Origin of the sequence: Streptomyces sp. NBC_00433 (assembly GCA_036015235.1) — a bacterium.
In the GTDB taxonomy this organism is placed as follows: Bacteria; Actinomycetota; Actinomycetes; order Streptomycetales; family Streptomycetaceae; genus Actinacidiphila.
In genome coordinates this window covers 5,348,503-5,369,008 of record CP107926.1, presented here as the reverse complement: position 1 = coordinate 5,369,008, position 20,506 = coordinate 5,348,503, and the positions used below count along the sequence as shown (strand labels likewise).

19 protein-coding genes, 3 tRNA genes and 1 pseudogene are annotated in these 20,506 nt (G+C 73.0%); 10 read left to right on the top strand and 13 right to left on the bottom strand.

Going from position 1 to position 20,506, the window contains the following annotated elements:
* Positions 1 to 89: 89 nt before the first annotated feature.
* The gene (locus OG900_23080) at positions 90 to 944 is read left to right on the top strand and encodes a DUF3592 domain-containing protein (GenBank protein WUH92706.1); all 855 of its coding nucleotides are present in this window, start codon (positions 90 to 92) and stop codon (positions 942 to 944) included.
* A gap of 50 nt (positions 945 to 994) precedes the next feature.
* Here the strand turns inward: OG900_23080 and OG900_23075 are convergent, their stop codons facing one another.
* The 4 genes and pseudogenes from OG900_23075 to OG900_23060 form a co-directional block, all read right to left on the bottom strand.
* Positions 995 to 1,741, bottom strand: a complete 747-nt coding sequence (locus OG900_23075; GenBank protein ID WUH92705.1) for a D-Ala-D-Ala carboxypeptidase family metallohydrolase — start codon at positions 1,739 to 1,741, stop codon at positions 995 to 997.
* A gap of 155 nt (positions 1,742 to 1,896) precedes the next feature.
* A pseudogene (locus tag OG900_23070) lies at positions 1,897 to 2,373 on the bottom strand (GNAT family N-acetyltransferase).
* Positions 2,374 to 2,455: 82 nt separating this feature from the next.
* Positions 2,456 to 3,025, bottom strand: coding sequence for a Uma2 family endonuclease (locus tag OG900_23065; protein WUH95882.1), 570 nt, complete (start codon positions 3,023 to 3,025; stop codon positions 2,456 to 2,458).
* 254 nt (positions 3,026 to 3,279) lie between these two features.
* Positions 3,280 to 3,786 carry a DinB family protein gene (locus OG900_23060; protein ID WUH92704.1) on the bottom strand — a complete coding sequence of 169 codons (507 nt, stop codon included), beginning with the start codon at positions 3,784 to 3,786 and terminating at the stop codon, positions 3,280 to 3,282.
* A 98-nt stretch (positions 3,787 to 3,884) separates the two neighbouring features.
* Here OG900_23060 and OG900_23055 point away from each other — a divergent pair, with 98 nt between their 5' ends.
* Both OG900_23055 and OG900_23050 read left to right on the top strand, forming a co-directional pair.
* Complete coding sequence (locus OG900_23055) at positions 3,885 to 5,138, top strand: MFS transporter (GenBank protein ID WUH92703.1); 1,254 nt, start codon at positions 3,885 to 3,887, stop codon at positions 5,136 to 5,138.
* 154 nt (positions 5,139 to 5,292) lie between these two features.
* Positions 5,293 to 5,796 (top strand): hypothetical protein, encoded by a 504-nt coding sequence (locus tag OG900_23050; GenBank protein WUH92702.1) that lies wholly within the window; start codon positions 5,293 to 5,295, stop codon positions 5,794 to 5,796.
* A gap of 13 nt (positions 5,797 to 5,809) precedes the next feature.
* Here OG900_23050 and OG900_23045 read toward each other — a convergent pair whose 3' ends face one another.
* The gene (locus OG900_23045; protein ID WUH92701.1) at positions 5,810 to 6,241 is read right to left on the bottom strand and encodes a GNAT family N-acetyltransferase; all 432 of its coding nucleotides are present in this window, start codon (positions 6,239 to 6,241) and stop codon (positions 5,810 to 5,812) included.
* Positions 6,242 to 6,457: 216 nt separating this feature from the next.
* Positions 6,458 to 6,676, bottom strand: coding sequence for a hypothetical protein (locus OG900_23040; GenBank protein ID WUH92700.1), 219 nt, complete (start codon positions 6,674 to 6,676; stop codon positions 6,458 to 6,460).
* A gap of 43 nt (positions 6,677 to 6,719) precedes the next feature.
* On the opposite strand from OG900_23040, the gene OG900_23035 reads away from it, so the two are divergent.
* On the top strand, positions 6,720 to 7,529 hold the full coding sequence (locus OG900_23035; GenBank protein ID WUH92699.1) for a phosphotransferase: 810 nt from the start codon (positions 6,720 to 6,722) through the stop codon (positions 7,527 to 7,529).
* A gap of 100 nt (positions 7,530 to 7,629) precedes the next feature.
* Here OG900_23035 and purL read toward each other — a convergent pair whose 3' ends face one another.
* From purL to purS, 3 genes are read right to left on the bottom strand one after another with little or no spacing between them, the layout of a single operon-like run.
* Positions 7,630 to 9,879, bottom strand: a complete 2,250-nt coding sequence (gene purL / locus OG900_23030) for a phosphoribosylformylglycinamidine synthase subunit PurL (GenBank protein WUH92698.1) — start codon at positions 9,877 to 9,879, stop codon at positions 7,630 to 7,632.
* Positions 9,876 to 10,556 carry a phosphoribosylformylglycinamidine synthase subunit PurQ gene (purQ, locus tag OG900_23025; protein WUH92697.1) on the bottom strand — a complete coding sequence of 227 codons (681 nt, stop codon included), beginning with the start codon at positions 10,554 to 10,556 and terminating at the stop codon, positions 9,876 to 9,878. The genes purL and purQ overlap by 4 nt, the downstream gene beginning before the upstream one ends.
* The gene (gene purS, locus OG900_23020; GenBank protein ID WUH92696.1) at positions 10,553 to 10,798 is read right to left on the bottom strand and encodes a phosphoribosylformylglycinamidine synthase subunit PurS; all 246 of its coding nucleotides are present in this window, start codon (positions 10,796 to 10,798) and stop codon (positions 10,553 to 10,555) included. Before purS ends, purQ begins: the two co-directional genes overlap by 4 nt.
* A 439-nt stretch (positions 10,799 to 11,237) precedes the next feature.
* Between purS and OG900_23015 the strand changes: the two genes are divergently transcribed.
* The 4 genes from OG900_23015 (at position 11,238) to OG900_23000 (ending at position 12,176) form a co-directional block, all read left to right on the top strand.
* Positions 11,238 to 11,555: an Lsr2 family protein gene (locus OG900_23015; GenBank protein ID WUH92695.1), complete on the top strand. Its 318-nt coding sequence runs from the start codon at positions 11,238 to 11,240 to the stop codon at positions 11,553 to 11,555.
* A 178-nt stretch (positions 11,556 to 11,733) separates the two neighbouring features.
* Positions 11,734 to 11,805 (top strand) — tRNA-Gly (locus OG900_23010).
* A gap of 91 nt (positions 11,806 to 11,896) precedes the next feature.
* Positions 11,897 to 11,972 (top strand) — tRNA-Gly (locus OG900_23005).
* 128 nt (positions 11,973 to 12,100) lie between these two features.
* A tRNA-Gly gene (locus OG900_23000) sits at positions 12,101 to 12,176 on the top strand.
* A 66-nt stretch (positions 12,177 to 12,242) separates the two neighbouring features.
* On the opposite strand, the gene OG900_22995 is transcribed toward OG900_23000, so the two are convergent.
* The 4 genes from OG900_22995 to purD all read right to left on the bottom strand — a co-directional run bounded on the left by OG900_22995 (position 12,243) and on the right by purD (position 19,080).
* Positions 12,243 to 13,145, bottom strand: coding sequence for a phosphoribosylaminoimidazolesuccinocarboxamide synthase (locus tag OG900_22995; protein ID WUH92694.1), 903 nt, complete (start codon positions 13,143 to 13,145; stop codon positions 12,243 to 12,245).
* 167 nt (positions 13,146 to 13,312) lie between these two features.
* Positions 13,313 to 14,800, bottom strand: a complete 1,488-nt coding sequence (locus OG900_22990; protein ID WUH92693.1) for a phosphoribosylamine--glycine ligase — start codon at positions 14,798 to 14,800, stop codon at positions 13,313 to 13,315.
* 521 nt (positions 14,801 to 15,321) lie between these two features.
* On the bottom strand, positions 15,322 to 17,079 hold the full coding sequence (locus OG900_22985; GenBank protein WUH92692.1) for a hypothetical protein: 1,758 nt from the start codon (positions 17,077 to 17,079) through the stop codon (positions 15,322 to 15,324).
* A 738-nt stretch (positions 17,080 to 17,817) separates the two neighbouring features.
* Positions 17,818 to 19,080 (bottom strand): phosphoribosylamine--glycine ligase, encoded by a 1,263-nt coding sequence (purD, locus tag OG900_22980; GenBank protein ID WUH92691.1) that lies wholly within the window; start codon positions 19,078 to 19,080, stop codon positions 17,818 to 17,820.
* A 207-nt stretch (positions 19,081 to 19,287) separates the two neighbouring features.
* Here purD and OG900_22975 point away from each other — a divergent pair, with 207 nt between their 5' ends.
* Together OG900_22975 and OG900_22970 are read left to right on the top strand one after the other, a co-directional pair.
* Entirely contained in the window at positions 19,288 to 20,046 is a 759-nt protein-coding gene (locus OG900_22975; GenBank protein WUH92690.1) for an SLATT domain-containing protein, read from the top strand.
* A 22-nt stretch (positions 20,047 to 20,068) separates the two neighbouring features.
* Positions 20,069 to 20,485, top strand: a complete 417-nt coding sequence (locus OG900_22970) for a hypothetical protein (GenBank protein WUH92689.1) — start codon at positions 20,069 to 20,071, stop codon at positions 20,483 to 20,485.
* Positions 20,486 to 20,506: the final 21 nt, after the last annotated feature.

Genomic DNA, 20,506 nt, shown 5'->3' with positions numbered 1-20,506 from the left:
TCCATGTCTGTTCGGGCCGCGGGTTCCGGCCGCGTGCAACCATCCTCGGCGGGCAGCCGTCCCGGCTGGAAAGAGGGGGTGGTCGGACGGTGTTCGACACAGTGGTCACGGTGTGGGCCGTGGCATGGGCCCTGGCCGCGGCGCTCGGCGCGTGGCGCTACGCCCGCCCGCGGTCGTCCCGCACGGTCCGGGTGGCGGCGCGGGTGGAGCGGGTGGAGGCACCCCGCGAGTCGGGCTCCGACATCTCCAGCGGCGTCCCGGCGGTGATCGCCTTCCAGAACCCGTCCACCGGCGAGGCACTGCTCCTGCCGACCACCGGCAACCGCAACGGCACGCTCGACGCGGCCTGGACCGGCCGCCCGGTCACCGTACGCTTCCCGGCCGGCGAACCGTACAGATTCCGCGTCGTGAACGGCACCGGACGCCAGGGCGAACTGGCCCGCCCGGTCGCGGCCGCCTGCCTCGCGTGGGGCGGCCTGGTCGTCCGCCTGGCCAGGACCGACGCCGGCTGGGTGCCCCTCGGCGTCGGCGCCCTCGTCACCGCCCTGATGACCTGGGCCATCGCCGCCGGCAGCCGCCAGGCCCGCCGCCGCAAGGCCCTGCTGTCCACCGCGGAGGAGGCCCGCGCCCGGGTGGTGGCCTCCCTCCACTCCACCCACCGCGACGACGACGGCCACACCCACACGCGGTACATCCCCGTCATGACCTTCACCACGGCCGACGGCCGCGTCGTCACCGCGGTGAGCCCGCGCTCCGCCGGCCGCCCCACCCCCCACACGATCGGTGCCGACGTCCCCGTCCATTACTCCCCCGCCGACCCGTCCGTCTTCGCCTTCGACATCGCCCGCGACCGGCGGGGCTACGGATGCGGCTTGGCCGTCCTGAGCGCCCTGGCGGCGGCGGGGGCCGCGGCGATGGTGGCGGGGGTCACGCTGCTGGGGTGAGCCGGCGGGGGCCGCGGCCCACCCCAGTGCGCCGGGGGAAGCCCTCGGCGTCAGACGGTGCCGTTCTCCCACCACCAGGCGCGGCCCAGGTCCGCCCGGCTGTCGACGTGCTGGTGGTCCTCGTTGTAGGTCTCCAGGCCGGAGAAGCCGCAGGTCTCGGCCTTCTGGTAGACGGTCTTGTTCGCGACGCCCGGCACGTCGAGGTCGGCGGCCGTGCCGTAGAGGTGCATGCTGTCGCTCGCGCCGCCGACGTCGGCATTGTGCGCGATGCTGCGGAAGCCGGAGTTGACGGTGATGGGGACATTGCCCAGCTTCTTGCGGAGGGCTTCGAGCTTGTACATCGCGCGGCGGGCGTTCTCCTTGGCGGCGGCCGCGCTGACCTTGCCGCCGTTGAAGGTGCCGCTCACGCGGTCGGTGAACTCGCTGAAGTCGAAGTGCGCGGTCGAACCGTCCGACTGCTGGAGGGCGTTGAGCTGCGCCTGCGTGGCGGGGCCGACGACGCCGTCCGACGACAGGCCGTAAGCCGACTGGAAGAGGCGTACCGCGGCGGCGGTGCCGGGGCCGAAGTCCCCGTCGAGGGCCACCCGCGTGTGGCCGGGGCTGCTGGTGGGCCAGCCGGCGACGCGGATCTGGAGTTCGGTGACGTCGGCGCCGGTCATGCCCTGCGAGAGGGTGCGCGACCAGGAGTAGGCGTAGGCCGAGCGGGAGAGCAGCACCGGCCCCAGGGCGACGCCGGCGGCTGCGGCCAGCGATCCGCGCAGCAGGGTACGGCGGTTGAACGGGGATGAGGAAGTCATCGTTGTCCCTTTCGGTCACCGGATGTCTCCGGCATGGTCCGTGCCTGCCGCGGCGCGGCGGACCCAGCATGCCGTCGGGACGGGAGGTACTCAAGGGGCGCGGGTGACCGTCGCCAACCGGCGTCCGCCGCACCCGGCCGCCCGGTGAATTCCGCGAGGCCGCGGGTGAACATCAGTCCGGGCCGACCGGAGAACTCCCGCTCCCCGACGACGCGGAACCCCGTACGCGCCAGCACCGCCCGCGACGCCGCGTTGTCGAGGGTGGTCCCCGCACGCAGCCCGCTCAGCCCGTAGCTGTTGGCGGCGATCCCGCACAACTCCCTTACCGCCCAGGTGGCCAGCCCCGCCCCGGCCGCCCGCTCGGCGATCCGGTACCCCAGCTCGGCGGACCCCTCCTCCACGTCCATGAGGTTGACCCGCCCCAGCACCTCGCCCGCGTCGCCGACGACGACATGGAAGTAGCAGACCCCGTCGTCCTGTTCGGCGAGCAGCGCCCGCATCCGCTCGTCGAACCGGGCGAAGTAGTCGTCCCCCCGGTCGGGGATGGACGCGGCGAAGTAGGCCCGGTTCTCCCGCTCGAAGGCGAGCAGCGCCGGGGCGTGGCCTGGACGGAGCAACTGGATCTCGGGCATGCCCGGAATATAGGAAGGCCGCGCGGTGCGCGCGAGCCATTTGACGCGGGCGTCCCGGCGCTCAAGCGTCTTGGCGCGGGCGTCAGTCCTTCTGGGCCGTGGCCCAGGTGAGGAGTTGGGCGGTGTCCAGCTCGATGCCGACGGGGGCGGGGAGGGAGACGGCCTTCCCGAAGGGGACGGTGACCCTCATCTGGTAGGCGCCGTTGCCGGGCTCGCTGTGGACGGTGATCTCGCCGGCGTCACGGTCGATGAGCAGGAACACGGGGATGCCGGCCTCGGCGTAGGCGCGCGGCTTGTCGACGCGGTCCCGCTGCGTCGTGTCACTGTCGAACGACGTGACTTCGACGGTCATGAGCACACCGTCCGGCTCGGCCCACTCGCCGGCGCCGACGAAGTGGCCGATCGGCGCCAACGTCCCGTCCGGACGCGCACGACCCTTCCGGTACGTCTCGACCACGAGCCCGCGGTCCGAGTGCAGGCCGAGGTCGGGGCTCTGCTGCATGCAGATCCGTTGAAGCCACAGGATGATCTCGCTGTGAAGCCCGTCCGGCGCAGCCTTGACCCCCAACTTGCCGCCGAGAAATTCCAGGCGGAGCCCCTCGTCCTCGCGCTCTGCGACGAACGCGAGCTCTTCGAAGGTCTCCGGCAGCATCTGCGCGTGATCCTGTGCCTGCGGCCGGTCGTCCACAGCGGTCACCCTGTACCTCCCTGTGTCCGGATCTTCACGCTCGGTTCCTCGCCCTGTCGGATCATGGAACCGACCGTGACCGGATGATCACACTCGACGGTTGGACACGCTTCTGCGTCCGGAAACCGAGCGTAGCCGCCGCTGCCGGGTCCCGGCGGGGCGGCGGGGCCGGTGGGATGCGGGCGGTCGCCCGGGAGATGGCGCCGTGCCTGGCGCGGCTACTCGCCGACCGTGCCGTCGATCGCCTCGCGGAGGAGGTCGGCATGGCCGTTGTGGCGGCCGTATTCGAGGATGACGTGGAGCATGACCGTCCGCAGCGAGAGGTCCTCCTCGCCGCGGGAGTTGTGGACGACCACGTCCAGGTCGCGGGCCGCCGCCTCGATGCGGCGGGCGTGCTCGACCTCGGCCTGCCAGGCGGGGAAGGCCTCCGCGCGGGTGGAGTCGGCCGCGTCGTAGGCGACTTGGAAGTCCATCGCGTCCGACCAGACGAGCGGGATGTCCTCGCCGCCGACGACCCGGCGGAACCAGGCGCGTTCGACCTCGGCCATGTGCCGTACGAGGCCGAGCAGGCTGAGCGTCGACGGCGGTACGGACTGCCGCCTCAAGTCCTCGTCCGTCAGGCCTTCGCACTTCACGGCGAGCGTCGCCCGGTGGTGGTCGAGGAAGCCGCGCAGCGTCTCGCGCTCGCCTGCGATGGAGGGGGGCCAGGGCCGTTCAGCGGTCACCGCCTCATTGTCGTCCTGCCGTCGCCGTCACCGCGCGAGGCCCCGGAATCCCGAAAAGCGGTGGGTGCGGACCGCGGTCCGTCCGTAAACTCGGCCGGATGCCGACCCCGGGCGGGAATCTGTGGAAGCAGCGGGACTTCGTGCTGCTGTGGAGCGGGCAGACGGTCGACCAGCTCGGGTCGCAGGTGAGTTGGCTCGCGCTGCCGCTGGTCGCGATCGTCACGCTGCACGCGTCGGCCTTCGAGGTGGCCGCGCTCGGTGCGGCGGGGGCGCTGCCGGTGCTGGTCGTGTCCCTGCCGGCCGGGGCGGTGGTGGACCGGGTGCGGCGGCGGCCGCTGATGATCGGGTGCGCGGTCGGGTGCGCGGTCGCGATGGGGTCGATACCGCTCGCGCCCGCCGTCGGGCACGTCACCCTCGCGCAGCTCTACGCCGTCGCCGTCGTCGTCGGCTCGCTGACCGTGGTCTTCGACGCCGCCGCCGCGTCGCTGCCGCTGCTGCTGGTGGGGCGGGAACGGCTGGTCGAGGCCACCGGCAGGATGAACACCGCGCGCGGGATCGCCGAGATGGCCGGGCCGAGCGCGGGCGGCTTCCTGGTCGGGGTGCTCGGGGCGGCGCGGGCGGTCGGGATCGACGCCGGGTCGTACGTGCTCAGCGCCGGGACGCTGGCGCTGATGCGCTTCCGGGAGCCGAAGCCGGAGCCGCGGGCGGCCGGGGCGCGGCTGCGTACGGAGATCCGCGCGGGGCTGCGGCTGGTGCTGCGCCACCCGCTGCTGCGCGCGCTGGCCCTCGCCGACGCCGTCACGACCTTCCTGCTCGCCGGCGTCAACGCCTTCTGGCTGCTGTACGTCATCACCGTGCTGCACTGGAGCGTCCGCGTCGCCGGGCTGGTCTACGGGCTGAGCCTGATCGGCGGCGTCCTCGGCAGCATCGCCGCGCGGCGGGTCATCGACCGGGTCGGGATGAGCGGGGCCATGGTGCTGGGCACCTTCCTGTCGGCGCCGCTGGAGACGGTCACCCCGCTGGTCGCCCGCGGCCACGCCGGGCAGTGGATCGTGGCGCTGGCCTTCACCTCGCTGACCGCGACGGGCATGGTCGCCCTGACCGCGACGACGTCGGTACGCCAACTGGTCTGCCCGCCGGACATGCTCGGCCGGATGACGGCGACCAACCGCTTCCTCGCCCAGGGGCTGCGCTTCCTCGGCCCCCTCGCCGCGGGCGGCCTGGCCACCTGGCTCGGCCTGCGCCCGACACTGCTGATCCTCGCGGGTGCGACCCTGCTGCCCGGCCTGATCCTGCTGGCCTCACCGATCCGCTCGATGCGGGACGTGCCGGCACACGAGGCCTACGCCTGACCGCCGTCCGCCTCCGCGGGCCGGCGGCCCGCTATGCGCGGGGCGATGAGCGCGGCGTGGACGCCCCCTCCCGGGCTCACGTCTTCCTCAAGTCCTGCGGCTTCCACAGGAAAGGCGGCCGGGCTCGGCTAGCCTCGCCGCAGGGGGGATCACCATGACATCCGCACATCACCGCAGCGGTGCAGCCCGGCGCTGCGCGGCGCTGCCGCTCGCCGCCGTACCGCTGCTCGCGTTGCTCGCGTGCTCCGGCCCGTCGAGCACATCGCCCTCGCCTCCACCGAGCAGGAAGCCCACAGTTCAGCGCAGCACGGCGCCCGCCGAGCGCGACATGGACGAGGCGGTGCAGCCCGCCCTGGCGCTGGTCGACGAGTGGATCCCCGCGGGCTTCACCGATGCCGCGGCCACTTCCGGCCACTTCTGGGCCTCGGAGCCCGCGTCGGGTGTCGACGACACGAAGCCGGGACGGCAGCTCCTCCAGATCGCGTGCTCGGGCAACGGTGAGATCGTCGTGCGGATGACCGCCGACGCGCCGCGCCAGAGGGTCGGTTGCGGCGGCAAGGCCGCGGGATTCCCCTTCACCGGGGCGATCAGCGCCTTCGTGGGCGGCGCGGCCGCGAACCGCGGGGTCGTCGCCTGGCGCATCCTCAGCGCCACGTAGCGCCGGGCCGGCTTCACTGCCTGCCGAGCACCATCCACTTCCCCAGCTCGGCGAGCGGCTCGAAGCCGACCTTCGCGTAGACCGCGTGCGCGTCGGCCGTGGCCAGCATGACGCGGCGCAGCCCGTACGGTGCGAGGTGCTCGCGCACGGCGGCGACCAGCCCGGTCCCGATCCCCTTCCCGCGGGCGGCGGGAGCGACGTAGACGTCGCAGAGCCACGCGAAGGTGGCGCGGTCGGTGATGACCCGCGCGTAGGCGAGCTGCGCGCCGGACGCGCTGTCGTAGACCCCGAAGTTGAGCGACCCCGCGACGGCGGCGTCCTGCTTCTCCCGCGTCACCCCGAGGGCCCAGTACGCGTCCAGCGTCAGCCACTCGTGGATCAGCGCGGCATCGAGCCGCGCGGGATCGGTGGATATCTCGTAGCCGTCCGGCATTCCCAGCGTCATGCCCGCACCCAACCAGCCCCCCAACCACCCTGGCCACCGGTTATCGGCCCTGAGGGCTGTCCCGTTAATCCCCGGCGGGCGCGCGACGACAGCTACGGCACCTCGCCGCGTTGTCGGGCTCGCCCGAACACGACCCGGTACGAGGGCGACCCTTCGCCTTGCGATGTACCGCGTCTGACGCCGCGCGCTGGTCCACCGCGGATTACGGGACAGCCCTCAGGCCCCCTCAGCTTCCGCCCGGCGCTCCGTTGCCACACCGCCTGTCGCCGTGCAGGGCGGCGCGTAGGTCTGCAGGACGCTGGTGTCGAGCTTCCACGGGCCGACGCTGACGGTGTCGCCGAAGACGGACGGCGTGCGCTGCGGGTAGCCGGGGAGGGAGTGGACGATGCCGGTGCCGTCGCGAGGGTCGATGAGCACGTCATGCGGGATGCCCATGGCAGAGTAGTCATCGACCTTCTCGCGACAGTGGTTGAGGGAGATGACAGCGACACCGGACGGTGAGCGGCTCGCCGGGGGGATGGCCAACGCGGGCGGGGTCTTCCGGCGGGACGGGGTCGTGGACCGGCCCGCGTCGCGCAACGCGGCGGGCGTGCACGCGTATCTGTCCGGGCTGCGGGCGCGCGGCTTCGACGGGGCGCCCGGCGCGGTCGGTCTCGACGGGGACGGCGGGCGGGAGCAACTGACGTACGTCGACGGGGACGTGGCGCTGCCGCCCTTCCCCGGGTGGGTGATGGCGGACGACGCCCTGCGCTCGGTGGGCCGGCTGCTGCGGCGGCTGCACGACGCGGGCGCGGGCGTCGGCTTCGACCCTGGTGCGGACTGGGACCGGGCGCTGGCCGACCCCGAGGGCGGTCCCGCGCTGTGCCACAACGATGTGTGCCCGGAGAACGTCGTCTTCCGCGGCGGCGAGGCGGTCGCGCTGATCGACTTCGACCTGGCCGCGCCCGGACGGCCGCTGTGGGACGTGGCGATGGCGGCCCGCTACTGGGTGCCGATGCTCGACCCGGTCTCGGCCGCCCGCCAGTATCCGGCCGGGCTCGACCAGTGCGCGCGACTGCGGCTGCTGGCCGAGGCGTACGGGCTGAGGCCGGCCGAGCGCGCCGCGCTGCCCGCGGTGATCGAGCAGGCCACGGCGGCGGGCCGCACCTTCGTCGAGCGCCGGATCGCGAACGGCGACCGGGCGTATGTCGAGGCCTTCGCCGAGTACGGCGGCTGGGCGCGCTGGGACCGCATGCAGGCCTGGCTGGCCACGCACCGGGGGGCGTACACGGCGGCACTCCGCGACTGAAACGCTTACGCGGCGGGGCGACCGCACCGGGCGCACCCCGCCCGCAGACCAGTACGCGGCGGCGCCCGTCGAACCGGGCGCCGCCGCGTACCGCGGGAGATCAGGCCAGCAGCCCCGGGATCGTCGCCTCGTGGACCGCGCCCAGCTCGGCCAGCGGGATCGCGAACTCGCCCTGGACCTCCACCGCGTCACCGTCGATCACGCCGATCCGGGTGACCGGCAGTCCGCGCGCACCGCACATGTCGGTGAAGCGCAGCTCTTCCGAGCGGGGGACGGCGACGACGGCGCGGCCCGCGGACTCGGAGAAGAGGAAGGTGAAGGCGTCGAGGCCGTCGGGGACGACCAGCCGGGCACCGTTGCCGCCGCGCAGGCAGGACTCGGTCACCGCCTGGATCAGGCCGCCGTCGGACAGGTCGTGCGCGGCGTCGATCATGCCGTCGCGCGAGCCGGAGATGAGGATCTCGGCGAGCAGCTTCTCGCGCTCCAGGTCCACCGCGGGCGGCAGCCCGCCGAGGTGGTCGTGGACGACCTGCGACCAGGCCGAGCCGCCGAATTCCTCGCGGGTCTCACCGAGCAGCAGGATGAGCTGGCCCTGCTCGGCGAAGGCCATCGGAGTCCGCCGGTTGACGTCGTCGATCACGCCGAGCACGGCGACCACCGGGGTCGGGTGGATGGCGGCGTCGCCGGTCTGGTTGTAGAGCGAGACATTGCCGCCGGTCACGGGTGTGCCGAGGGCGAGGCAGCCGTCGGCCAGGCCGCGGGTGGCCTCGGCGAACTGCCACATCACCGCCGGGTCCTCGGGCGACCCGAAGTTCAGGCAGTCCGAGACCGCCAGCGGCTTGGCGCCGGTCGCGGCGACATTGCGGTACGCCTCGGCCAGCGCGAGCTGCGCGCCCGCGTAGGGGTCGAGCTTGGCGTAGCGCCCGTTGCCGTCGGTGGCGATGGCGACGCCCAGGTCGGTGTCGGCGTCGATGCGTACGACACCGGAGTCCTCGGGCTGCGCCAGCACCGTGTTGCCCTGCACGAAGCGGTCGTACTGGTCGGTGACCCACGCCTTGGACGCCTGGTTGGGCGAGCCGACCAGCGCGAGCACCTGCTCGCGCAGCTCCTCGCCGGTCACCGGCCGCGCCAGCTTTCCGGCGTCGTCGGCCTGGAGCGCGTCCTGCCAGTCGGGGCGGGCGTAGGGGCGGTGGTAGGTGGGGCCCTCGTGGGCGACGGACCGCGGCGGCACATCGACGATCTGCTCGCCGTGCCAGTAGATCTCCAGCCGGGTGCCCTCGGTGACCTCACCGATGACGGTGGCGATGACGTCCCACTTCTCGCAGATCGCCAGGAAGCGCTCGACCTTGTCGGGCTCGACGATCGCGCACATCCGCTCCTGCGACTCGCTCATGAGGATCTCCTCGGGCGAGAGCGTCGCGTCGCGCAGCGGCACGGTGTCCAGCTCGACGCGCATGCCGCCGGAGCCGGCCGAGGCCAGCTCGGAGGTGGCGCAGGACAGTCCGGCCCCGCCGAGGTCCTGGATGCCCGCGACGAGCTGCTCGCGGAAGATCTCCAGGGTGCACTCGATGAGCAGCTTCTCCTGGAAGGGGTCGCCGACCTGGACGGCGGGCCGCCGGGAGGGGCCGGTCGAGTCGAAGGTCTCGCTGGCCAGCACCGAGACGCCGCCGATGCCGTCGCCGCCGGTCCTGGCGCCGTAGAGGATCACCTTGTTGCCGGCGCCGGACGCCTTGGCGAGGTGGATGTCCTCGTGCTTCATGACGCCCACGCACAGCGCGTTGACCAGCGGGTTTCCCTGGTAGCAGGGGTCGAAGACAACCTCGCCGCCGATGTTGGGCAGGCCCAGGCAGTTGCCGTAGCCGCCGACGCCGGCCACGACGCCGGGCAGCACGCGCTTGGTGTCGGGGTGGTCGGCGGCGCCGAAGCGCAGCGGGTCCATGACCGCGACCGGCCGCGCGCCCATCGCCAGGATGTCGCGCACGATGCCGCCGACGCCGGTGGCCGCGCCCTGGTAGGGCTCGATGTACGAGGGGTGGTTGTGCGACTCGATCTTGAAGGTGACCGCGTAGCCCTGTCCGACGTCCACCACACCGGCGTTCTCACCGATGCCGACCAGCAGGGCGTCGGTCTGCGGTGCCTTGTCGCCGAACTGCTTGAGGTGCACCTTGCTCGACTTGTACGAGCAGTGCTCGGACCACATGACCGAGTACATCGCCAGCTCGGCGCCGGTGGGGCGGCGGCCCAGGATCTCCCTGATCCGCGCGTACTCGTCCTCCTTGAGGCCGAGTTCCTTCCAGGGCTGCGCCGCGTCGGGCGTCTCGGCGGAGTGCTTGACCGTGTCCAGGCTCATGCGTTGACCAACTTCTTGATGACCGAGGTGAAGAACGCCAGGCCGTCGGTGCCGCCGGTGCCGATGAGCGACTCCACGGCGTGCTCGGGGTGCGGCATGAGGCCGACGATGTTGCCCGCCGCGTTGGTGATGCCGGCGATGTCGCGCAGCGACCCGTTGGGGTTCACGTCGCTGTAGCGGAAGGCGACGCGGCCCTCGGCCTCCAGCTCGTCCAGGGTGCGCTCGTCGGCGGTGTAGCGGCCGTCGATGTTCTTCAGCGGGATGGAAATCTGCTGGCCGGGCGCGTAATCCGAGGTCCAGGCGGTGTCCGCGGTCTCGACCCGCAGCTTCTGGTCGCGGCACACGAAGTGGAGCCCGGTGTTCCTGAGCATCGCGCCGGGCAGCAGATGCGCTTCGCACAGCACCTGGAATCCGTTGCAGATGCCGAGCACCGGCATTCCCGCGCGCGCCTGCTCGATAAGCGTGCCCATCACCGGGGAGAAGCGCGAGATCGCGCCGGCCCGCAGATAGTCGCCGTAGGAGAAGCCGCCCGGCAGAACGACCGCGTCGACCTGCTTGAGGTCCTTGTCGCGGTGCCACAGCGGTACGGCTTCGGCCCCGGCGATGCCGATCGCCCGCTGCGTGTCGCGGTCGTCCAGCGTGCCGGGAAATGTGACGACGCCAATGCGGGCAGTCACGACTCGACCTTTACGTCGAAGTCTTCGATCACTGTGTTGGCGAGAAAGGTTTCCGCCATCTCCCGAATGCGGGCGAGGGCGGCGTCGTCGACCGGCCCCTCGACCTCGAGTTCAAAGCGCTTTCCCTGGCGGACGTCGGAGATCCCGCCGAAGCCGAGGCGCGGCAGCGCGCGCTGTACCGCCTGGCCCTGGGGGTCGAGGATCTCCGGCTTGAGCATGACGTCGACTACGACGCGTGCCACTGGCACTCCCGGTGGTGTGGTGCGTGAGGTCCCTCCAGCGTACCCGGTGTGAAATTCTACGCGAGTAGATATGGTCTTCCCGTCCGATCAGCGTCAGATCATGCATCACGTTTATGTATCGGCTGTCAAAATGCCTGGGGAAACCCGGCGGAAAATCATAGGGTCCCGATGGCGTACAGGCTTGGGATGACGCACGGCCGGGAATTATCAGTAACATCTGCCATCCCATTCCGTGACACCTCCGTGACACCGCACAAGCACCGCCCTGAATGCACATTTGTCGACACCTGCGCGTCGGCGCGCCCGCGACACCCCAGCCGGGCCGGACCCGTACCGCACCGGGCCGCACCTGCCCGGCGGCACGGCCCGGTGACGGCCCCGGCGACACCGGCCGGTTGTCGCACGGGCAAACCGACGGCGCACGAAAGGACCGATTCCCATGGCGCAACGCGTACTGGTCACCCTCGCCGATGATCTCGACGGCGGCGAGGCCGCGGAAACGATCGCATTCGGCGTCGACGGGCAGTGGTACGAGATCGACCTCTCGTCCGAGAACGCGGACAAACTGCGTCACGAGCTGGCGCCCTACGTCGAAGCCGGCCGCCGCCGCACTCTTTCCGGCCGCGCCTACAAGCGCACCCCGATCGCACCCACCCCGGCGACCGTGCGGGCCTGGGCCCAGTCCAACGGATTCGAGGTGCCGGCTCGCGGCCGTATTCCCAAGAAGGTCTACGAGGCGTTCAACAAGGCGGGCTGAGCGCAGGGCAGTTGGGGTGTGCGGCCGGCTCCCCGCCGGGCCGGCCGCGCCCCGCCGCGTCCGGCCCGCAGGGCGCGACACGGCCGGCGGGAGTCGACTGGACAGCCACCCCCACCTGTCCGCTAGTGTGTGGAGCACGCCGAGGGCAGGACCGAAAGGCCAGGTCAGCGGACATCATGCGGGTGTAGCTCAGTAGTAGAGCGCCCCCCTTCCAGGGGGGAGGCGCAGTGTGCAATTCCTGTCGCCCGCTCCGATCGCGTACGCGAAAGCGCTGCGGTCTGTGATCGTCATCCATCGGTCATTGACATGCGGCGCATCGGGTAGAGTGATCTGTACGACCTGCGGACGTGGCTCAGTTGGTAGAGCATCACCTTGCCAAGGTGAGGGTCGCGAGTTCGAATCTCGTCGTCCGCTCCAGTCAGACGAAGGCCCCGGTTCACCCGAACCGGGGCCTTCGCCGTACGCGTTCGGGGAAGCCCGCGGCCCGGCTCGGGATACCCGTTTCCTGGCCGCTGAGCCGATCGGGTACAGTATGTGCACGACCTGCGGACGTGGCTCAGTTGGTAGAGCATCACCTTGCCAAGGTGAGGGTCGCGAGTTCGAATCTCGTCGTCCGCTCCAGTCAGGCGAAGGCCCCGGTTCACCCGAACCGGGGCCTTCGTGTTTCCGCGGCCGGCGGCGGTGGGGCTACGACCAGGAGGTGCCGGTCAGCCGCTCGTACGCCTCGACATAGCGCGCCCTGGACTGCTCGACGACCTCGGCGGGCAGCTCCGGCGGCGGGGTGTCGCCCGAGCGGTCCCAGCCGGAGGCGTCCGAGGTCAGCCAGTCGCGAATGAACTGCTTGTCGAAGGACGGCTGCGCGTGCCCCGGCTCCCACAGGTCGGCCGGCCAGTAGCGGGACGAGTCGGGCGTCAGCACCTCGTCGGCGATGACCAGCGCGCCCTGCTCGTCGTGCCCGAACTCGAACTTCGTGTCCGCCAGGATCAGCCCGCGCTCCCTGGCGATGTCGCGCGCCCTGCCGTAGACCGCCAGCGTCACCTGCCGCAGCATCGTGGCCGTCTCGGCGCCGACCTGGCGGGCCACCTCCTCGTACGGCACGTTCTCGTCGTGCTCGCCGACCGCGGCCTTCGTCGCCGGGGTGAAGATCGGCGCCGGCAGCTCCGAGCCGTCGACCAGGCCCTCGGGCAGCGCGAGGCCGCACACGGTGCGGTATTCGTCGTATTCGAGCAGGCCCGAGCCGGTCAGATAGCCGCGGGCCACACACTCCACCGGCACCATCCGCAGCGACCTGCACACCATCGTCCGGCCCGCCCAGTCCGCGGGGGCGCCCTCGGGCACCTCGGTCGAGATGACATGGTTCGGCACCAGGCCGGCGAGCTGCTCGAACCACCACAGCGACAGCTGGGTGAGCACCCGGCCCTTGTCGGGAATGTCGGTAGGCAGCACCCAGTCGTACGCCGAGGTGCGGTCGCTGGCCACCATCACCAGGTCGCCGGCGGCGTTGCGGTACAGCTCGCGCACCTTCCCGGTGTGCAGATGGTCCAGTCCGGGCACCTGCACCGGCTCCGGTTTGTCGACGAATCCGGGCATCGGTCGTCCTCCCCAATCGGTGGTTCAGCCCCTGATTCTCGCTCACCGGGGAGGATGCGGTGCGCGCGGGGCGCGGCGGGTCCCGGCCCTTCTCCGCCCGTCCCGACCCTTCTCCGCCCGTCCCGGCCCTGTTGCGGCCGGGCCGGCCCTGTTGCGGCCGGGCCCGGTCAGCCGTGCTTGCAGATACGGTCCAGCAGGTTGGCCGTCGCGCGCTGGATGCGCTGGTCCACATGGCCGGGCCGGTCGAGCGCGGGCGACCAGGCGAAGGTGCCGGACGCGAAGACGTACGCGCCGCTGGGCGAGCGGTAGAGCGACGTCTCCTGGTGGCAGCGGCGGCCGTCCGCCGCCTCGTAAGGCGAGTGCGCGAGCAGGATGCGCTCGGTGGACTCGGGCAGCGCCGTACGCGGGAAGTAACGGTCCGCCTCCCCCGCCACCAGGCCCTCCACCATGTCGCCCTCGCCCGCGCCCGTCGCCTCCCACAGCCAGTGGCCGGCATTGCGCACCACCAGCGGTGCCGGCTGCGGGACCCGGCCCGCGTACTGCACGCCCAGCACCAGCTGCTCGGGCTCGCCGAGGTCGCGCCACAGGCTGCCGCGGCCCCGCGTGCCGCCGCGCGGCTTGCGGCAGCTCAGCAGCCGGTCGGGGTCTCCGGCCGGCGAGGCCGCCAACTCGACCTGCCAGTACATGGTGTTGGCGGACAGGAAGACCAGCGACGTGCCCATGTCGCGGGCGGACTCGACGGCCCTGCGCATCGGCGCCGACCAGTACTCGTCGTGGCCGGGGAAGACCATGCCGCAGTAGAGCGACGGGTCGACCCGGCCGGCGTGCAGGTCGCGGGCGTCGGCATAGGCCAGGTCGTAGCCGTAGCGCTCGGCGAACCGCACGAAGTCGTAGGCGTGACCGATGTGCAGCGGCAGGCCCGCACCGGCGTAGGGCCGGTCGAAGGACACCGTCCCGGCCGCCTCCTCCTCCCCGAGCAGCCGGCCCGCCCCGTCCCACGCGTGATAGAGGCTGGCGCCGGTCCTGCCGTCCTCGGGATACAGGTTGTACGCCTGCCAGGTCACGTCGGGCAGCAGCAGGAGCAGGTCGGCGCGGGCCGCCGGGTCCCGCACGGTGAACGGCACGTGGCTGCGGTAGCCGTCGACGGTGGTCAGCACCGCGACGTAGGCGCCGGTGCGCCAGTGCGGCGGGATCTGCAACCGCCAGGACTGCCACCAGTGGTGGCAGGAAATCGTCTTTCCCGCGGCCAGCGGCGCCGACTGGGCGATCCCCGACAGCCGGGGGCTCGCACTGACCTGCGAAGCGCCGTCACCCCCGTAGTGCCCGATGCGGTAGACGTCGACGGTGAACTCCTGCGGCGGGTCCACGGTGATCCGGAAGTCGATCGCCTCCCCCGGCGACACCGCCCCCGCCGACGCGAACCCCTTGATCTGCCGCCGCACGTCGTCCGCGGTCCGCGGCCCCGGCAGATGCGACCGCCGAGGCGTCTCCCCGCTGCTCGCGGCCAGGTCCACGTACCAGGGCACGACCTGCCCGTCGTCCCCCAGATACTCCGGCTCCCCCCGCAGCCACGGCAACGGCCCCTGCCCGAACGGATCCGACACCCCGTGCGCCAGCGCCCCGGACTCCCACCGCCTGATCTGATCCGCCGCCATTACCCATCCCCTCCGTCCCCACCGCCCCACCCGCCGCGCACGACGGGGCAATGGTGCGGTACGAACCAAGCACATCACAGAATGCGGCCCGGCTGTCACGGTTCGTGGTGAAAATATGCACCGATCCGCTACCGCGGGGCTCCTTTTCCAGCCACCCGGGCGCCCTCCCGCCGGATCGCCCGGCCACAACGCACCGCACGTGCGAAAGCCCACCGCAAGGGGCACCCACTCACGGGCGCGTGGGGGCCCCCAGGCGAAGCTCTGGGGGGAGAACGGAGCGCTCAACCACAACGCAGCGCCGTGCAGCAACGGACAGCCACCACCCCAGGGGCGCGGGGAGCCGCGCGCCCAGCCACAGCGCACCGCAAGCGCGAACGCCCACGGCAGGGGCCACCCACTCACGGGCGCGTGGGGGCACCCCCAGGCGAAGCTCTGGGGGGAGAACGGAGCGCTCAACCACAACGCAGCGGCACCGTGGAGTCCGTAGCAGCACCCCTCAGGGAGTGGCGCGCCCGTAGGGGCTAGGCCAACCGGACTGAGACCTCGGCCCGGACGCCGATCGCCGAGAGCCACGCCCGCAAGGGCGCCGCGTCCCCGTTCTCGACGAGACGGAGGACGGGCCAGCCCAGGTCACTGCGGCGAGCGCCGTCTACGACGAGAGCGGGGCCGTCGAGCCAGTCGAGCCCGGCGCCGGCGCCGGCCGTGTCGACGGCGGCACAGCACACCATCGCGGTGACATGGTCGGCGAGCAGCTCGCGCCCCGTCCGGGGCGGCAGCAGCTGATAGACCGGCGTCGGTATGTCCGCGGCCGACCCGCCGCCCGGGGCGGGGTCCGCGCCGGATCCCGGGCCGGAGGGCGGCGCCTCGTCCTGGGCGACCAGCGCCCCGATCCGCGCCGCCAATTCCTCGCTGCCCCCGGCCGCGAGCCGGTCGATGACCCGGGCCAGCGTGGCCCGCCCCGGCTCGTCCCGCAGCACCGGGACCCCGCCCCGCTCGGCCGCCGTGCGGCGGACCGTACGCCCGCCGAGCAGCAGCCCGCGCCCTCGCGCGCCCACCGCGGGCGCGGCCTCGGCGTCGGGCAGCGGCGACCCGCCGTCGTCCACCACCGCGGCGGGCCGGGAGCGGGCGCCCGGCCGGACCTCGTCGAGCACCCGTATCAGCCGGGTGGCCTCCGCCCGCCAGATGCGGTCCACGACTTCCTCGGGATAGCGCGCCCAACTGACCGGCGCCCAGTCAGGCCCGGTCCGGCGCGGGCCGCCGTGGAAGAGGCGGGCCGCGAGCAGCGACACGGCCTCGTCGACGATGCCCGGCTCTTCGAGCAGGTCGCAGGCCGGCCGCTCGCCGAGCCTGGTCTCGAAGCCGTCGGCGAGCCGGTCGCGGCGCGACAGCTCGGTCAGGGCGGCGACCACGCCGGCGTCCAGCCGGGACGGCCAGCGGCCCATCCGCCAGGCGGGCAGCGCGACCCGGGTCAGCAGCCGGTCCCATCCCGCGTAGGCGAGCCCGACCTGCTCCTGGGCGACGATCCGCAGCCCGTAGTCGACGGCCTGCGCCCGCTCGGACGCGGACGCGGCCACGCCCCGCTCCATCTCGGCGACATGCGCGCTGCACCCGCGCAGCATGAGCCGGGCGGCCCACGCGAGGAAGCCGTACGCAGGCCGCAGCAGCACCGAACGCCGCTGCCTGCCGTGGGTGGCCACACCGACGGCCGCGTCGAGCCCGCGGACGAAGCGCCGGGCCGCGTATATCTCAGGGTCGGCGGCGGCGCCGGTGCCGGCGACGACCGGGGCCAGCAGCGCCCGCAGCTCGGCGACCCGCATCCACCACAGGAAGGGCGAGCCGATCACCAGCACGGGCGCGGGCCTGCGCTCCGTCCCGCCCGGGGCGGGCCTGCGGTCCTCGAGCCAGCTGTCGCAGTCGGGCGTCAGCTCTATCCCCGAGGGGAGCGGGACCCGCATTTTCTCGGCCAGCTCCCGCACCATCCGGTGCAGATCGGGGGCCGCGCCCTCCGAGACCGGCACCGCGGGGCTGACCGCCGGCCGCGCCTTCACGATCACCGCGGCGACCGCGGCCGCGACGGCGAGCACGACGAGCGCGACGCCCGTCAGCCCCCACCGCACGCCGTCCCAGGCCCCGCCGCCGATCCGCCCGGTCGCCCCGGCCACTTGCAGCACCACCGCGACGGCGGCCGGCACCAGCACGACTCCGAGCGCGGCCCCGCGAATCCGCAGCACCGCCAGCGCGCGGGTCCGCGCCACTGCCTCGCCTGCTTCTCCAGCCATCGGGCGGCTCACCCCCTGCGCTGTGGCGACCGCCCCGGTGACGGCCTCCCCCCACTGTCGCACCGCCCACCGACATCGCAATGGCCGTACGGCTGATTGCCGCAATGTCCCGCAGTGCGCCTCCGCGGCACCCTAGTTCGCCCCCGCGAACCAGTCATCCTTAAGGCCGACCCATCACTCCTTGGAGTGGCTTCCCCTTGAACTTCCCCCCAGCACAAGCCCGAGCACCGCGCCCAGGAGAACACCCTCATGGACGCGGGAGCCACCCCCGGGCACGAAGGTGCCCGGCCCCGGGCACGAAGGTGCCCGGCCCCGGGCAAAGCCAATCGCGCGCCGCCGCACCGACGGCCGCCACCGCCGACCGCCCGACAGGGCCCACTCGCGGCGGACCGCGAAACCCGCCCCGGTGAAGGCCACCCAAAGCACCCACCCACCGCAGGGCGGCGTACCCGCCGCACGCCGGGCGGCGATGACCGCAGCCGACCGCCTGACGGGGCCTGCCCGCGGCCAACAGCGAAACCCGCACCAGTGGCGGCCACCGAAAGCAGCCCGACGCAGTCGACGGCCCGACAGCGCCCGCCCGCACGGCGGACCGCCCCGGACGCCGTCATAGCAATGTCACCGCGGCGACAGCCGCCACCGAGCCCGACGCAGTCGACCGCCCGGCAAGCGCGCTCGCGCGCAACCCGCCCCGGTGGCGGCGCCACCGAAACCGCCCGCCCGCGCGCGTGCCGCGGATTACACCCCCGACGCCGCGGCAGCGATGTCGCCGCGGTGGTGCCCGCCGTCCAGCCCGACGCAGTCGACCGCCCGGTAAGCCCGCTCGCGGGCCACCGCGAGGTCGGGGCCGGTGGCGGTCACCGAGAGGACGCGGCCGCCCGCGCTGACGATGAGGCCGTCGTCGGAGCGGCGGGTGCCGGCGTGGAGGACGTACGCGTGGTCGGCGTTCTCCGCGATGGTGTCGAGGCCGGTGATGGGGTCGCCGGTGCGGGGGGTGTCGGGGTAGTTGTAGGAGGCGATGACCACCGTCACGGCGGCGCCCTCGCTCCACCGCAGCGCGGGGTAGCCGGCGAGCTGGCCGGTGGCGGCGGCCCGCAGCAGGCCGGCGAGCGGTGTCCTGAGGCGGGCCAGGACGACCTGGGTCTCGGGGTCGCCGAAGCGCGCGTTGAATTCGATGACCCGCACCCCGCGTGAGGTGATGGCGAGCCCGGCGTAGAGCAGGCCCGCGAAGGGTGTGCCGCGGCGGCGCAGTTCGTCGACGGTCGGCTGGAGCACGGTCCGCTCGACCTCGTCGACGAGTTTCGGGTCGGCCCACGGCAGCGGCGAATACGCGCCCATGCCGCCGGTGTTGGGGCCCTCGTCGCCGTCGAGCGCGCGCTTGAAGTCCTGTGCGGGCTGCAGCGGTACGACGGTCTCGCCGTCGGTGACGGCGAAGAGCGACACCTCGGGGCCGTCGAGGTATTCCTCGATGACGACCCTGCCGGGCGCGGCGACGCAGGCGAGCGCGTGCGCCCGCGCGTCGGCGATGTCGCTGGTGACGACGACGCCCTTGCCCGCCGCGAGCCCGTCGTCCTTGACGACGTAGGGCGCGCCGAAGGCGTCGAGGGCCCGCTCGATCTCGTCGGCGTCGGTGCAGACGTAGGAGCGGGCGGTCGGCACGCCGGCCACGGCCATGACGTCCTTGGCGAAGGCCTTGGAGCCTTCCAGCTCGGCCGCTTCCCTGCTGGGCCCGAAGCAGTCGATGCCGCGCGCGCGGACGGCGTCGGCGACTCCGGCGACCAGCGGCGCCTCGGGGCCGACGATGACGAAGTCCGCCCCGATCGAGGCGGCGAGTTCGGCGACCGCGGCGCCGTCGAGCGCGTCGACCGGGTGCAGCTCGGCCACTTCGGCGATTCCGGCGTTGCCGGGAGCGCAGTGCAGTGACGTCACGTCGGGGTCGAGGGACAGGGAACGGCACAGGGCGTGCTCGCGGGCGCCGCCGCCGATGACAAGGACCTTCACGCGCACCAGGGTAGTGGCCCGTACGGCCACCGGCCGCCCTCACTCTTTCGGGTGACCGCATTCCACGGCCTATACCTGATCACGCGGCCCGTACGGGCGGATATGCCGCCTTACCCACCCCACGCTCAGCCGTTCGGCGCTAAGAAGAGACCTTCGTCACGGCCGGGAAAGGCCGGGGGGCGCAGGAAGCCATCGAGGGAGCGTGCAGTGAGCCAGCCGGACATGTTTCCCGAGGAAGCCCCTCGGGAGGAGCCTGAGCGGCGGGCGCTGCACCACCAGCACGAGGACCTGCGGGCGCTGCCCTTCCCGCTGGGCGACTGGGGCGAGCCCGCGGAGCGTCTGGAGGAGCTCTACCGCTGGGCGGAGTCCGGGGCGCTGCGTACGGCGGACTGGTATCTGCGCGAGCGGGTGTGGAAGCGCCGCGGGGCGCGGGCGCTGCGGGGCGGCGCGGCCGTCTTCGCCGCGGTGGGCGCGGCGCTGCCGCTGGTCGAGCTGACCGGCACGGGGGGCTCCACGGTGGCGTGGGGCTATCTGGCGCTGCTGCTGGCCACGGTGTGCGTGGCGATGGACCGCGTCCTGGGCCTCACCGCGGGCTGGATGCGGGACGTCGGCACGGCGCAGGGCGTGGAGCGGCGCCTTGAGCAGCTGCGTTTCGACTGGGCGTCGGAGAGCGTGCGCGAGGTCCTCGGCCCGACCGAGGGGACCGCCGCGGAGGCGGCGGAGCGCTGCCTTGCGATCCTGCGGCGCTTCTGCGACGACGTCGCCGACCTGGTGCGGATGGAAACCGCGGACTGGATGCTGGATTTCGGGTCCCGCACGGCCGCGGGCACCCCGCTGCGCACCCAGTCGCCCTCCTGGTCGCAGACCCGCCCGGACGCCCATCTCGCGCCGCGCCTGCCCCACCCCGGCACGCGCCCGAGCATGCCACGCCAGCGCCCGCCGGAGAACCCGCGGCAAGGGGGGTGAGGGCTTGGCATGATGGCCGGTCATGAGGACACAAGTGACGTTCGACTGTGCCGATCCGCATGCCCAGGCCGCCTTCTGGGCGCAGGTCACCGGGGCCGTGGTGGAGGACCACTCGACGCTGGTGGACCAGCTGGTGGCGGCGGGCCGGCTGACGGCGGAGGAGCGGATCGTGGTCGACGGGCACTCGGCCTTCCGCGATGTCGCGGCGATCAGCGACCCGGCGGGCACCGAGCCGCGCTACTTCTTCCAGCGGGTGCCGGAGGGCAAGACCGCCAAGAACCGGGTGCACGTCGACATCCATGTCGAGCCCGAGGACAAGCCGGCCGAGGTCGAGCGGCTGACGGCGCTGGGCGCCCGCCTGGTCGAGACGCACCGCGACCGCGGACCGGACACGTATGTGATGCGGGACCCGGAGGGCAACGAATTCTGCCTGCACTGACGGAGCCGGGCCGACCGGGGC